This window comes from Vibrio albus (assembly GCF_003144035.1).
Taxonomy (GTDB): Bacteria; Pseudomonadota; Gammaproteobacteria; order Enterobacterales; family Vibrionaceae; genus Vibrio; species Vibrio albus.
Genome location: NZ_QFWT01000002.1, coordinates 448,130 through 462,668, shown reverse-complemented (window position 1 = coordinate 462,668; position 14,539 = coordinate 448,130). Strand labels below are relative to the sequence as shown.

Sequence of the window (14,539 nt, the reverse complement as noted above, 5' to 3'; positions counted from 1 at the left end):
CCATGTCTGAAGTCATGAGTAATGACGTAGATGCACTAGAAACGCAGGAGTGGTTGGAAGCTCTTGAATCTGTTGTGCGTGAAGAAGGTATAGAGCGTGCTCAATTCTTACTTGAACAAGTTTTAGATAAAGCACGTCTTGATGGTGTGGATATGCCAAGTGGCACCACAACCAATTACATCAATACAATTCCAGTCGATAAAGAGCCGCCATACCCTGGCGATAAAAAGCTTGAGCAGCGTATCCGCTCTATTATTCGCTGGAATGCGGTAATGATTGTACTTCGTGCATCTAAAAAAGACCTGGAGCTGGGTGGCCATATGGCTTCTTTCCAGTCTTCTGCCGCATTCTATGAAACCTGCTTCAACCACTTTTTCCGTGCGCCTAACGAAAAAGATGGTGGCGATCTAGTCTACTATCAGGGGCATATCTCTCCGGGTATTTATTCCCGTGCTTTCGTTGAAGGCCGTCTGACAGAAGAGCAGCTGGATAACTTCCGTCAGGAAGTTGATGGTAAGGGCATTCCTTCTTACCCTCACCCGAAACTGATGCCTGAATTCTGGCAGTTCCCGACCGTATCAATGGGTCTGGCTCCAATGTCTTCTATTTACCAGGCTCGTTTCCTGAAATACCTGGACAACCGTGGTCTGAAAGACACCTCTGAGCAACGTGTTTATGCCTTCCTGGGTGATGGTGAAATGGATGAGCCGGAATCACGCGGTGCGATTTCCTTCGCTGCACGTGAGAAGCTGGATAACCTGTGTTACGTCATCAACTGTAACCTGCAGCGTCTTGACGGCCCGGTTATGGGTAACTCAAGCATTATTCAGGAACTGGAAGGTCTGTTTACCGGTGCTGGCTGGAACGTCGTTAAAGTTGTCTGGGGCAGCGGATGGGACAAACTGCTGGCGAAAGATACGTCAGGTAAGCTTATCCAACTGATGAACGAAACGGTTGATGGTGACTATCAGACATTCAAGTCTAAAGATGGTGCTTACGTTCGTGAACATTTCTTCGGCAAGTATCCGGAAACGGCGGCACTGGTTGCAGACATGACCGACGAAGAGATCTTTGCGCTGAAGCGTGGTGGTCACGATACGTCTAAGCTGTATGCAGCATTTAAGAATGCTCAGGAGACCAAAGGTCGTCCAACTGTAATCCTAGCGAAAACCATCAAAGGTTACGGCATGGGTGAAGCGGCGGAAGGTAAAAACATTGCTCACCAGGTGAAGAAAATGGACATGACTCATGTTCTGCATCTGCGTGACCGCCTGAACCTGAAAGACCTGGTTTCTGATGAGGACGTGAAATCTCTGCCTTACCTGAAACTGGAAGAAGGTTCTGCTGAATACGATTATCTGCACGCTCGCCGTCAAGCGCTGAAAGGCTATATGCCGAAGCGTCTGCCGAATTTCACTCAGGAGTTTGTGACTCCGGAGCTGGAAGAGTTCAAACCGCTGCTGGATGAACAGAAGCGTGATATCTCTTCAACTATGGCGTTTGTCCGTACCCTGAACATCCTGCTTAAGAACAAGCAAATCGGTAAAAACATCGTGCCGATCATTGCGGATGAAGCGCGTACCTTCGGTATGGAAGGTCTGTTCCGTCAGATTGGTATCTATAACCCGCACGGTCAGAACTACACACCTCAGGATAAAGACATCGTTTCTTACTACAAAGAAGCGACCTCTGGTCAGGTTCTGCAGGAAGGTATTAACGAGCTGGGTGCAATGTCATCCTGGGTGGCGGCAGCAACGTCATACAGTTCAAACGACGTGCCGATGATTCCGTTCTACATCTATTACTCTATGTTTGGTTTCCAACGTGTGGGTGATATGGCGTGGATGGCTGGTGACCAGCAAGCCCGTGGCTTCCTGCTGGGTGCGACAGCCGGTCGTACCACCCTGAACGGTGAAGGTCTGCAACACGAAGACGGTCACAGCCACATCATGGCTGGTACGATTCCGAACTGTATCTCTTATGACCCGACGTTTGCTTACGAAGTTGCTGTTATTACACAAGATGGTATTCGTCGTATGTACGGTGAACAGGAAAATGTTTTCTACTACCTGACACTGATGAACGAAAACTATGCAATGCCAGCGATGCCGGAAGGTGCTGAAGAAGGTATCCGTAAAGGTATCTACAAGCTGGAAACGTATGCAGCTCAAGAAGAGAAAGGCCAGAAAGTTCAGCTGCTGAGCTCAGGTACTATCATGAATGAAGTACGCAAGGCAGCTCAGATCCTGGCTGAAGAGTACGCTGTGACTTCTGATGTGTTCTCTGTCACCTCTTTCAACGAGCTGACTCGTGACGGTCAGGCGGCTGAGCGTTACAACATGCTGCATCCGGAAGCAGAAGAGCAGGTTCCTTACATTGCTCAGGTTCTGGGTAATGAGCCGACTATCGCTGCGACTGACTACATGAAGAACTACGCAGAGCAGGTACGTGCCTTTGTTCCTGCTGATTCTTATAAAGTTCTGGGTACTGATGGCTTTGGTCGTTCAGACAGCCGTGACAATCTGCGTCGTCACTTTGAAGTGAACGCTGGTTATGTTGTGGTAGCAACACTGAATGAACTGGCGAAACGTGGTGATATCGAAAAATCAGTAGTAACTGAAGCGATTAAGAAATTCGATATTGATACTGAAAAAATGAACCCGCTATACGCATAAGACGCAGACAGAGATAGGAAAACACAATGGCAATCGAAATTAAGGTACCTGATATCGGTGCGGATGAGGTTGAAGTTACTGAAATCCTTGTAAGCGTTGGCGACAAGGTTGAAGAAGAACAGTCTCTGATCACGGTAGAAGGCGATAAAGCTTCTATGGAAGTGCCTGCTTCCCAGGCAGGTATTGTAAAAGAAATTAAAGTTTCGGAAGGTGACACAGTTGCAACTGGTTCACTGATCATGATCTTTGAAGCAGAAGGTGGCGTGGCAGAAGCTGCGCCGGCTGCTGAAGCTCCGGCTCCTGCTGCTGCACCTGCAGCTCAGGCTGAAGCAAAAGAAGTTCACGTTCCTGATATCGGCGGTGATGAAGTTGAAGTCACTGAAATCATGGTGGCAGTCGGTGATACCGTTGAAGAAGAACAATCACTGATCACTGTTGAAGGTGACAAAGCTTCTATGGAAGTACCGGCACCATTCGCTGGTACGGTGAAAGAGATCAAAATCGCGTCCGGCGACAAAGTCTCTACCGGCTCGCTGATCATGGTATTTGAAGTAGCGGGCGCTGCTGGCGCGGCTCCAGCTCCTGTAGCAGAAGCACCTGTAGCGGCACCGGCAGCTGCGGCTGCTCAAGACGTTAACGTACCGGATATCGGTGGTGACGAAGTTGAAGTCACTGAAGTGATGGTTGCGGTTGGTGATACGGTTGAAGAAGAGCAGTCACTGATCACAGTAGAAGGCGATAAGGCTTCTATGGAAGTACCGGCACCATTTGCTGGTGTGGTTAAAGAAATCAAAGTTGCGGAAGGTGACAAGGTTTCTACCGGTTCACTGATTATGGTATTTGAAGTCGCGGGTGCAGCACCAGCTCCGGCGGCAGCACCAAAAGCGGAAGCTCCTAAAGCGGCAGCCGCTCCGGCAGCTCAATCTGCGGCACCAGCCGCTACCGGTGATTTCCAGGAAAACAACGAGTACGCTCATGCTTCTCCTGTTGTTCGCCGTCTGGCCCGTGAATTCGGCGTTAACCTTGCGAAAGTACGTGGTACTGGCCGTAAGAGCCGTATCCTGAAAGAAGACGTTCAGAACTTTGTGAAAGAAGCACTGAAACGCCTGGAATCTGGCGCAGCATCTGGTAAAGGCGACGGCAGCGCACTGGGTCTGCTTCCTTGGCCGAAGGTTGATTTCAGCAAGTTTGGTGATACAGAAGTTCAGCCACTGTCTCGTATCAAGAAAATTTCTGGTGCAAACCTGCACCGTAACTGGGTGATGATCCCTCATGTTACCCAGTGGGATAACGCAGACATCACTGAACTGGAAGCATTCCGTAAAGAGCAGAACGCTCTGGAAGCGAAGAAAGATTCTGGTATCAAGATCTCTCCGCTGGTATTTATCATGAAAGCGGCAGCGAAAGCGCTGGAAGCATTCCCTGCGTTTAACTCTTCACTGTCAGAAGATAATGAAAGCCTGATCCTGAAGAAATACGTGAATATCGGTATCGCGGTAGACACACCAAACGGTCTGGTTGTTCCTGTCTTTAAAGACGTGAACAAGAAAGGCATCTATGAGCTGTCAGAAGAGCTGGCTCAAGTGTCCAAGAAAGCTCGTGGCGGTAAACTGACGGCGGCGGATATGCAGGGCGGATGTTTCACTATCTCCAGCCTGGGCGGTATCGGTGGTACAGCCTTCACTCCGATTGTGAATGCACCTGAAGTGGGTATCCTTGGTGTGTCTAAGTCTGAGATGAAACCAGTCTGGAACGGCGCAGAATTCGTTCCACGTCTGATGCTACCGTTGTCTCTGTCGTATGACCACAGAGTGATTGACGGGGCTGAAGGGGCTCGCTTTATCAGCTATCTGAATGCTTGCCTGTCAGACATCCGTCGGCTGGTGATGTAACCAATATGCGAGGAGCCCGTTATTGCTGAAGTAATCAGATAAGCCGGGCTCCCAATGATGTATAGCTCACAGGCTGTCAGTGTTTGCTTTTCATTCCATGAACATGTTTGTAGACTGAAAAGACTGTTTGTATCTGATGAAATTGGAAAAGCTCTGATAGCCTGTCAGGGATAATGACTATAAGAGGTCACAATGAGCAAAGAAATTAAAGCACAGGTTGTGGTTCTTGGTGCCGGACCTGCGGGGTATTCCGCTGCATTCCGATGCGCAGACCTGGGTTTAGACACTGTTCTGATTGAGCGCTATAGCACGCTTGGTGGTGTTTGTCTGAATGTCGGCTGTATTCCTTCTAAGGCACTGTTGCACGTAGCAAAAGTGATTGAAGAAGCAAAGGCATTGGCAGAGCACGGTATTGTATTTGGTGAGCCAAGTACCGATATCGATAAAATTCGTCTGTGGAAAGAAAAAGTAATCACTCAACTGACTGGTGGTCTTGGCGGTATGGCTAAGATGCGTAAAGTTAATGTAGTGAATGGCTTTGGTAAATTTACCGGTCCTAACTCTATTGAAGTTAATGGCGAAGATGGTCCAACCGTAGTTAACTTCGATAACGCAATTGTCGCTGCTGGTTCTCGCCCGATTGAACTGCCGTTTATTCCGCATGAAGACCCTCGTATCTGGGATTCAACCGACGCGCTTGAACTGAAAGAAGTGCCGGGCAAGCTGCTTATCATGGGTGGTGGTATTATCGGTCTGGAAATGGGTACGGTATACCACGCTCTGGGCTCGCAAATCGACGTTGTTGAAATGTTCGATCAGGTGATCCCTGCTGCGGATAAAGATATCGTGAAAGCGTTTACTAAGCGTATCAAGAATAAGTTTAACCTTATGCTTGAGACCAAAGTAACGGCTGTTGAAGCGAAAGAAGACGGTATCTACGTGTCAATGGAAGGCAAGAAAGCGCCGGCAGAAGCGGAACGTTATGACGCTGTGCTTGTGGCTATCGGTCGTACCCCTAATGGTAAACTGATTGACGGTGAGAAGGCCGGTCTGGAAGTGGATGAGCGCGGCTTTATCAATGTTGATAAGCAGATGCGTACTAACATCCCACATATCTATGCTATCGGTGATATCGTTGGTCAGCCAATGCTGGCACACAAAGGTGTGCATGAAGGTCACGTTGCTGCAGAAGTTATTGCCGGTAAGAAACACTACTTCGATCCTAAAGTGATCCCATCAATTGCTTATACCGAGCCTGAAGTTGCATGGGTTGGTAAGACAGAGAAAGAAGCAAAAGCGGATGGTATCAACTATGAAGTGGCGACTTTCCCTTGGGCGGCATCGGGTCGTGCAATTGCTTCTGACTGCCCTGATGGTATGACCAAGCTTATCTTCGATAAGGAAACTCACCGTGTCATCGGTGGTGCGATTGTCGGCACCAACGGTGGTGAGCTATTAGGTGAAATCGGCCTGGCTATCGAAATGGGTTGTGACGCAGAAGATTTGGCTCTGACCATTCACGCTCACCCTACACTGCATGAATCTGTAGGCCTTGCTGCCGAAGTGTTTGAAGGGACAGTTACTGACCTGCCAAACCCTAAAGCGAAGAAAAAGTAGAACGAACGCATGTAAAAAGGCGATGGTGGTTACCATCGCCTTTGTTGCTTTTATATAGCTTCTTTAGTTACAGCCAATAACGTTGTTATCTTTCTGTATAAATACATAGCATATTGAGTATATTATCAGCTGATTCTTCCAGAGTTTTTCGATCATCCTCACGGTTTGCCTGAATATAAATAGCATAAGTGATGCCGTGGAACATCCGTGAAAGAGCCTCCGGATCTCTGTCCGGGCATATCTCTCCGGTATCTGTACCGCTTTTGAACAGGCTTTGAAGCAACAGTAAGTTGTTTTTGTTCAGAGAAATATAGAGAGGCCATACTTCATCGCGTGTCGATGCGCTCCATTCAAACCAGACTCTCAACCAGTGCGTATCCTGTTTCACCAGCTCAATGATCTGATGACAGATGGTATTCAGGTTGTCTTTCACTGAAATTGAAAGGTTAACCGTTTCACTCAGGAATCCTGAGAATTGCCGCGTGACGTGGTGCAGTACTTCGTCCACAAGATCTTCTCTGGTGGGAAAGTAGTTAAATACCGTTGCCACAGAAACTTGTGCAATTTCAGCAATATCCGCATGTCCACCACGCCCGATACCCTTACGGGCAAATACTTCGAGAGCGATTTCCATTAACTGCAGCTTGCGTTTTTGTGGGGAAAGCCTGGTTCTGGGGCGTTTTGTGATCATATCCATAATGAATTCCTTGCCAACAGGTTGTATTTGTAAATTGACGTATATTTGAATGTCAGGTCATTTAGCCTGATTATTTTTATGGTGCTATAACGTATAGCATTTATGAGTATACGGGTGCATATCATGAAGTCAATCTTTCTTATTTATAACTATCTCAGTTGTTATTCTCAAAAGGTAATAAGTATATCGTTCTGACACAGCCGAAAAAGTTAAGGTCAGGGCGTGGTTGGAATGATAGAATACCCACAAACGTTACAATGAGATTTGTAACTAAACCAACCGTAAGAATAGAAACGAGAGCAGTATGAAACACACCGTTGAAGTCATGATTTCTGAACAGGAAGTTCAGGATCGAGTTCGTCAGTTAGGGAAAGAGATTACCGAGTACTATCAGGGCTCTGATAACCTGGTGGTGGTTGGGCTGTTACGAGGTTCTTTCGTCTTTATGGCGGACCTGGTGCGCACTATTGAGTTAACGCATTGCGTTGATTTCATGACAGCTTCCAGCTATGGCAATAGCATGGAAAGCACCAGAGATGTACGCATTCTTAAAGACCTGGATGATGATATTCAGGGCAAAGATGTCCTGTTGGTTGAAGACATTATCGATACCGGTAATACCCTGAGTAAGGTCTGTGAAATCCTGTCAATTCGTGAACCAAACTCTATCCAGATCTGTACGCTTCTGGATAAGCCATCTCGTCGAGAAGTTGAGGTGGATGTGAAGTGGATTGGCTTCGAAATACCGGATGAATTTGTGGTCGGCGTGGGTATCGATTACGCACAAAAATACCGCCATTTGCCTTATATCGGCAAGGTTGTCCCTCAGGAATAATTGCCTTCAGGTCTTATTTTTGAGATAAAAAGAAAGGGTTGCATATCAGGCAACTCTTTTGTTATTTGGCTCTTGTTCTCCGTGGGAATGCATACCAGGCTTGATAACGAGGTGAAGCTAGAGACGAGATCGCTTCGCTTCTAGAAACTATAAAACCCAATAATTGATCCGAACTGGTAATTATTGGGTTTTTTGTATTCTCAAAGCGTAGCGCTCTGTATTCTCTTCTAGTCTCTAGTCTCTAGTCTCTAGTCTCTAGTCTCTAGTCTCTAGTCTCTAGTCTCTAGTCTCTAGTCTCTAGTCTCTAGTCTCTATGGCGTCACTTCGCCGTTGGTCATCTCATGGATAGCGTTACTGAATGCTTTTTCCAGTGATGCATTATCGTGACAGCGCATGCCCAGATCGACCAGCTTGCCGTTATCAATACCATAGATGACACCGTGGATATCGACTTTCTGTCCTCGCTCCCAGGCACTCTGCATAATCGTCGAGTTGCCTATATTATAAACCTGTTCAGCCACATTGATTTCACACAGCTTATTGCCACGCTGATCTTCGGGTAGCGTGTTCAGCCATTTACGGTGTTTCAGGAACAGATCCCGGATGTGCAGCAGCCAGTTATTGATTAACCCTAACTGAGGGTTATCAATCGCTGCATTTACACCGCCGCATCCATAGTGACCACATACGATGATGTGTTTTACCTTAAGGACATCAACCGCATACTGAACAACGGAAAGGCAGTTCAAATCAGTATGGATAACCTGATTCGCTACGTTACGGTGAACAAATAGCTCACCGGAATTCAGACCCGTTAAAAGTTCTGCCGGAACCCGGCTGTCAGAACAGCCTATCCAGAGATAATCCGGACTCTGTCTATTGACCAGTCTTGAGAAATACTCAGGACTTTCCTCTATCATTCTGTCAGACCAAGCTGCATTTTTTTCTAATAGCTCTACAATATCTGGCATGTTTTTCCCCTCTGATTTCAGCCCACTATACCTGAGCTATGAGAATTGTTCTCCTCTTTATTGAGCATTTAATACCCGCAGAGTGACTGGTCAGATTTGTGTGGTTTTAATGCCCTTAATTCATGGGTGGTTATTTGGTGACCAAACATATCTTAGTGCCCAAGTGTTGTATTTCTCGTCTGTCACCCCCATGTTAATCAGTATGTCTTAATATAAAGAATCAATTATGTACGCACTGGAAATCGACAATTTAAAGAAAACTTATGCCGGTGGAGTCAAAGCTGTTAAAGGCATTAGCCTGACGGTAGAAAAGGGGGATTTCTACGCTCTTCTAGGGCCTAACGGGGCTGGAAAATCGACGACTATCGGTGTTATCGCCTCGCTGGTTAATAAAAGCTCCGGAACGGTGCGGGTATTTGGTCACGACATTGATACTGAGCTTGAAAGAGCTAAGCTGGAGCTTGGCCTGGTACCACAAGAGTTTAATTTCAGCATGTTTGAGACGGTAGAACAGATCGTTTTACAACAGGCTGGCTTTTACGGCGTACCAAGAGATCTTGCAAAGGAAAGGGCCAAAAAATACCTATCTAAGCTGGATCTGTGGGAGAAGCGAAGCGCTCGGGCTCGTGAGCTGTCCGGAGGAATGAAACGTCGCCTGATGATCGCCCGGGCACTGATGCATGAGCCGAAAATCCTGATCCTGGATGAGCCGACCGCTGGAGTGGATATCGAATTGCGTCGTTCTATGTGGGATTTTCTTCGGGAGATCAATCTTCAGGGCGTGACCATTATTCTTACCACCCACTATTTGGAAGAAGCGGAAATGCTTTGTCGCAATATTGGCATCATCAATAGTGGTGAGTTGATCGAGAATACGTCGATGAAATCGCTACTGAATAAGCTTCAGGTGGAAACGTTTATCCTGGATCTTGAACCTGGGATCGCCATCCCCGATCTGCCGGCTATACAAGATCTGGCAGGGGTTAACAGGGTGCTGACCAGTAACGGTTCTCTGGAGATCGAGCTGGAAAAAAGTCAGGGACTCAACGGAGTGTTTGCCCAGCTTAGTCAGCAGGGAGTCAGGGTGCTTTCTATGCGGAACAAGGCTAACCGACTGGAAGAATTGTTTGTCAGCATCGTTCAGGAGCAGAGAGAAAAATAATTATGATGTATAGCGTATATTGGACGGCATTTAAAAGTCTGGTTCTGAAAGAGATCAATCGGTTTACCCGTATTTGGGTGCAGACATTGGTTCCGCCTGCGATCACCATGACTCTGTACTTTATTATCTTCGGCAACCTTATCGGCTCACGCATCGGTCAGATGGAAGGGTTTTCCTACATGGAATATATTGTTCCGGGTCTGATCATGATGTCAGTGATTACCAACTCGTATTCTAATGTGGCGTCTTCTTTCTTTAGTGCCAAAATGCACAGAAGTATTGAAGAACTGATGGTCGCCCCTGTACCGCACTATGTGATTATCTGGGGATATGTCATGGGTGGCGTTGCCAGGGGGCTCGCGGTTGGCACTATGGTCACGGTAGTGTCACTGTTTTTTGTGGATTTGAATGTCCATCACTGGCTGGTGATTCTGGGGACGGTCTTCTGTACTTCGGTCGTCTTTGCTCTGGGGGGGTTGATCAACTCGATCTTTGCCAAGACATTCGACGATATTTCTATTGTACCGACGTTCGTGCTGACGCCGCTGACGTATCTTGGGGGGGTATTCTACTCTCTGAATCTGCTGCCTGAATTTTGGCAGGGGGTATCCAAAATCAACCCTATTGTGTATATGGTAAATGCGTTCCGTTATGGGTTTCTGGGTGTCTCTGATGTAAGCATTACGACGTCGTTCAGTGTATTGCTGGTGTTTATCGCTGGGTTATACGGTGTTGCGCACTATATGGTGTCGAGAGGGATAGGGCTGAGAACCTAAACAAGCACAGAAAAGCGACCAGATCGCTTCGCAGCCAGAAACGATAAAACCCAATAACTAAGCCGATAGGGAAGTTATTGGGTTTTTTGTACTCTTAAAGCGTAGCGCTCTGTATTCTCTTCTAGTCTCTAGTCTCTAGTCTCTAGTCTCTAGTCTCTAGTCTCTAGTCTCTAGTCTCTAGTCTCTAGTCTCTAGTCTCTAGTCTCAGAGCTTTCCTGCTCTGCTTCCACTTCCTGATGCACATGCAGATCAACAACCAGGTTATCGATCAGCCTGACACTGCCAAGAAACGCAGACACAAGGATCACGGCCTGAGTGGATATTTCAGACAGCGGAAGCAGGGTTCTGGCGTCGCGAATAAAGATCTCATCCGGTTCGATGTCGGCCGCTCTCAACTGATCACTGGCATCTTCAAGCAATGAGTTGTAATCATTTTTGCCGCTGCGGATCTGACTGCTGATCCAGCGCATCGTCCGGGCAAGCACCGGAGCACGTTGACGTTCATCCATGGTCAGACGACCATTGCGTGAACTCATGGCCAGGCCATCCATTTCGCGAACCGTCGGTACCCCAATGATCTCAATATCCATATTCAGATCGGTCACCATCTGGCGGATAAGAGCCAACTGCTGATAATCTTTTTCACCGAAGCAGGCGACGTCCGGCTGAACGATGTTGAACAGTTTGCTGACTACGGTGGATACACCACGGAAGTGACCGGGACGAGAAGCACCCTCCAGCATATATGAGATACCCGGAACCTCGACAAACGTCTGTTTATCTGCGCCCTCCGGATACATCAGTTCCGGTGTAGGCGTGAAGACAAAGTTTACCCCTTCACCGTTCAGCTTAGCCAGATCATCCTCAAGGGTACGAGGGTAGTTGTTCAGGTCATCAGCCCGGTCAAACTGCATTGGGTTGACAAAAATACTGACCACCACTACATCGGCATTCTCAAAGGCCTTTCGTACCAGGGTTAAATGACCTTCGTGCAGGTTTCCCATGGTCGGTACAAATGCGACAGTCCGTCCTTCACGTCGTATCTGTTTCAGCTGTTCTCGGAGAAGCGAAATTTCTGCAAAAGTCTGCATGGGGTATCCTTACGCAATAGTATGCTCTGAACCAGGGAAAGCACCACTTTCAACCTGTTCAATATAATTTGCAACCGCTTTACGGATGTCGCCGGTTTCAGCCAGGAAGTTTTTGGAGAATTTCGGCATGTAGTTAGCGGAAATACCAAACATGTCATGCATAACCAGGATCTGGCCATCGGTGGCGTTACCCGCACCGATTCCGATAACCGGAATATCTAAAGCTTCAGTGATTGTTTGTGCCAGAGCCGCAGGTACACACTCCAGAACCACAACCTGAGCACCGGCATTTTGCAGTGCCAGCGCATCTTTCAGCATTTGTTCGCCCTGCTCCTGCTCACGACCCTGCACGCGATAACCGCCGAAAATATTCACGGATTGCGGAGTCAGGCCAAGGTGGGCACAAACTGGCACAGCACGGTCTGTCAGCATTTTCACGGTATCCACCAGCCATTCGCCACCTTCGACTTTGACCATATTGGCACCAGCCTGCATAATTTTAGCGGCGTTGGCACAAGCCTGTTCAGGGGTCGTACAGCTCATAAACGGCATATCCGACATCAGCAGGCTGTTCGGGCTGCCAGCTCGAACACAAGCGGTGTGGTAAGCAATATCTTCTACTGTGACAGGCAAAGTATCGGTTCGTCCCTGCAGAACCATTCCCAAAGAGTCGCCAACCAGAAGAACCGGCATATCTTGTTCTTCGAAAAGCTGGGCAAAGCTTGCGTCATAAGCGGTGACGGAAGCAAACTTACGACCTTCCTGTTTCCAGCGCATCAGGTCGTTAATTGTTATTTTTTTCATCATTTTTTCCTTATCAGGAGTTGGCTATGATTGCCAGATTCTGAGACCATTACGATCGACTTTTTTCAGCAGATCCTGTAGCTCAGTCCCATCCGGGAGTGATAAATTTGGTGCGATTTCAGCAAGCGGATAGAGCACAAATTCCCGCTCTTTCATTCCGTAGTGAGGAATGGTTAATCGCTCTGAATCGAGCACCTCATTGCCGAAAAGAAGAATATCCAGATCCAGGGTTCTTGGTCCCCAGCGCTCTTCTTTACGGACACGCCCCTGTTCCTGTTCGATAGCTTGTGTGCAGTCAAGCAGCTGCAGCGGCGTTAATTCTGTTTGTATGCAGACAACGGCATTGATGTAATCAGGTTGGTCCTGTGGCCCCATAGGGGTACTGCTATACAGGGAAGATGTCTGCATAAACTCTGATTTTGGCAGTGTTTTTAGCGATTCTATCGCCAGTTTTGCCTGACTGACAGGATCAGACATATTACTGCCGACAGCGATATAAGCGATGGTCATGGAGTTCTTCCTTTTATCTGATTTGCTAACCTAATTCCGCTCGTTCCCACGCTCCTGCGTGGGAATGCATACCGGGCCTAACGTTATTGGGCCGATTTCTTCTTATTGCGGTAATTTCTGCGTCGGCGCTGACCAGGGTTACTTTGCCCCAGATCGTTAATCATCGCCTGACGCATATTACGTCCGGCATTCTGGAAGGTTCTCCACCATTTCGCCAGCTCGGCAACGTCGCCCTGTTCTACTTCTCCACGCATTTCCAGGAAGTCAAAACCGGCGCGGAACTTATTCAGCTCCATCAGACGGGAGGCGCGTTTACCGTTGCGGCGTGGCAGACGCAGCTGCAATTGCCAGATTTCACGGATGGTCGCAGTATGGCGACGAGGAATAGCAATGCTTTTGACCTGCTTGTCCAGAACAATATTACTTGCTTCCATAATGGCATCGTAATAGCTGAAATGGCGGTGCTCCATCAATTGACGGGCCTGTTTCTCCAGCGGATACCAAAGCAGGGCGGCAAACATAAAGGCCGGGTTGATCCGTTTGCCGTCATTGATTCTGCGGTCGGTCGACGCCAGGGCCAGCTCGATGACCTTTTCGGTCTGAGAGTGGCCTTCTTCAGTAAATTCTTCTGCAACCTGAGGAAACAGTTTACTGAACAGATCATATTCACGCAGCAGATGGTAAGTCTTCAGTCCCTGACCGGATTGCAGTAGCTTTAACGATTCTTCAAACAGACGGGCGGCCGGAATGTCTTCCAGCAGGTGAGCCAGAGGCCGGATAGGAGCCGCAGTGTTTTCAGCTATCGTCATATCCAGTTTGGCGGCAAAGCGTACAGCACGTAGCATTCTTACCGGATCTTCACGGTAACGAGTCTCCGGGTCGCCAATCAGACGGATGACACCACTGTTAAGGTCTTCAATACCACCGGCATAATCGTGGATACTGTAGTCTGCGATATTGTAATACATCGCATTGATGGTGAAATCGCGACGCTCTGCGTCTTCATCGACGCTGCCATAGACGTTGTCCCTTAGCAGCATACCTTCGTCCGACTGAGCCGACACGTTTTTTGCCGGCTCCTGATGATGTCCGCGGAAGGTGGCAACCTCGATAATGTCACGGCCGAACATGATATGCGCCAGGCGGAACCGGCGTCCGATAAGGCGGCAGTTACGGAACAGGTGTTTTATCTGCTCTGGCGTAGCATTGGTCGCAATATCAAAGTCTTTTGGCTGTTTATCGAGTAGCAGATCGCGTACGCCACCGCCCACAAGGAAGGCGTCGTAACCTGCGTTATGCAACCGGTAAAGAACTTTCAGCGCATTATCACTGATGTCCTGTCGGGAAATATGATGCTTTTGGCGCTCAATAATATTCAATTTAATCTCTGTCTGTGTATCTTTGCTGGCATGTTGACTTTTTTCTGTGGAAACCAGCCGGCGGCAAAAGCTGACAACTTGACTAAAAATAGCCCACCTCACGTTTTGTATGTGCCACTAATTTTGCTGG

At 47.9% G+C, this 14,539-nt stretch carries 12 protein-coding genes; 6 read left to right on the top strand and 6 right to left on the bottom strand.

The window, feature by feature from the left end; genetic code table 11:
- The first annotated feature begins 2 nt into the window (after positions 1–2).
- From aceE to lpdA, 3 genes are all read left to right on the top strand, one after another.
- On the top strand, positions 3–2,675 hold the full coding sequence (gene aceE / locus DI392_RS05705) for a pyruvate dehydrogenase (acetyl-transferring), homodimeric type (protein WP_109318935.1): 2,673 nt from the start codon (positions 3–5) through the stop codon (positions 2,673–2,675).
- Positions 2,676–2,701: 26 nt separating this feature from the next.
- The gene (gene aceF, locus DI392_RS05700) at positions 2,702–4,567 is read left to right on the top strand and encodes a pyruvate dehydrogenase complex dihydrolipoyllysine-residue acetyltransferase (protein ID WP_109318934.1); all 1,866 of its coding nucleotides are present in this window, start codon (positions 2,702–2,704) and stop codon (positions 4,565–4,567) included.
- A 192-nt stretch (positions 4,568–4,759) separates the two neighbouring features.
- A complete protein-coding gene (lpdA, locus tag DI392_RS05695; protein WP_109318933.1) occupies positions 4,760–6,184 on the top strand; it encodes a dihydrolipoyl dehydrogenase in 1,425 nt (474 codons plus the stop codon).
- Positions 6,185–6,269: 85 nt separating this feature from the next.
- Here lpdA and DI392_RS05690 read toward each other — a convergent pair whose 3' ends face one another.
- Entirely contained in the window at positions 6,270–6,881 is a 612-nt protein-coding gene (locus DI392_RS05690) for a TetR/AcrR family transcriptional regulator (RefSeq protein WP_109318932.1), read from the bottom strand.
- 304 nt (positions 6,882–7,185) lie between these two features.
- Here DI392_RS05690 and hpt point away from each other — a divergent pair, with 304 nt between their 5' ends.
- Entirely contained in the window at positions 7,186–7,716 is a 531-nt protein-coding gene (hpt, locus tag DI392_RS05685; protein ID WP_109318931.1) for a hypoxanthine phosphoribosyltransferase, read from the top strand.
- A 311-nt stretch (positions 7,717–8,027) separates the two neighbouring features.
- Here the strand turns inward: hpt and can are convergent, their stop codons facing one another.
- On the bottom strand, positions 8,028–8,687 hold the full coding sequence (can, locus tag DI392_RS05680; RefSeq protein ID WP_109318930.1) for a carbonate dehydratase: 660 nt from the start codon (positions 8,685–8,687) through the stop codon (positions 8,028–8,030).
- A 226-nt stretch (positions 8,688–8,913) separates the two neighbouring features.
- Between can and DI392_RS05675 the strand changes: the two genes are divergently transcribed.
- Together DI392_RS05675 and DI392_RS05670 are read left to right on the top strand one after the other, a co-directional pair.
- Positions 8,914–9,849, top strand: coding sequence for an ABC transporter ATP-binding protein (locus tag DI392_RS05675; protein ID WP_109318929.1), 936 nt, complete (start codon positions 8,914–8,916; stop codon positions 9,847–9,849).
- Positions 9,850–9,854: 5 nt separating this feature from the next.
- A complete protein-coding gene (locus tag DI392_RS05670) occupies positions 9,855–10,625 on the top strand; it encodes an ABC transporter permease (RefSeq protein WP_109319036.1) in 771 nt (256 codons plus the stop codon).
- 191 nt (positions 10,626–10,816) lie between these two features.
- Here DI392_RS05670 and panC read toward each other — a convergent pair whose 3' ends face one another.
- The 4 genes from panC to pcnB form a co-directional block, all read right to left on the bottom strand.
- Positions 10,817–11,716 (bottom strand): pantoate--beta-alanine ligase, encoded by a 900-nt coding sequence (gene panC / locus DI392_RS05665; protein WP_109318928.1) that lies wholly within the window; start codon positions 11,714–11,716, stop codon positions 10,817–10,819.
- 9 nt (positions 11,717–11,725) lie between these two features.
- Complete coding sequence (gene panB, locus DI392_RS05660) at positions 11,726–12,520, bottom strand: 3-methyl-2-oxobutanoate hydroxymethyltransferase (protein ID WP_109318927.1); 795 nt, start codon at positions 12,518–12,520, stop codon at positions 11,726–11,728.
- Between the two features lie 24 nt (positions 12,521–12,544).
- Positions 12,545–13,030 (bottom strand): 2-amino-4-hydroxy-6-hydroxymethyldihydropteridine diphosphokinase, encoded by a 486-nt coding sequence (gene folK, locus DI392_RS05655; protein WP_109318926.1) that lies wholly within the window; start codon positions 13,028–13,030, stop codon positions 12,545–12,547.
- Between the two features lie 83 nt (positions 13,031–13,113).
- Positions 13,114–14,466 (bottom strand): polynucleotide adenylyltransferase PcnB, encoded by a 1,353-nt coding sequence (gene pcnB, locus DI392_RS05650; RefSeq protein WP_109319035.1) that lies wholly within the window; start codon positions 14,464–14,466, stop codon positions 13,114–13,116.
- Positions 14,467–14,539: the final 73 nt, after the last annotated feature.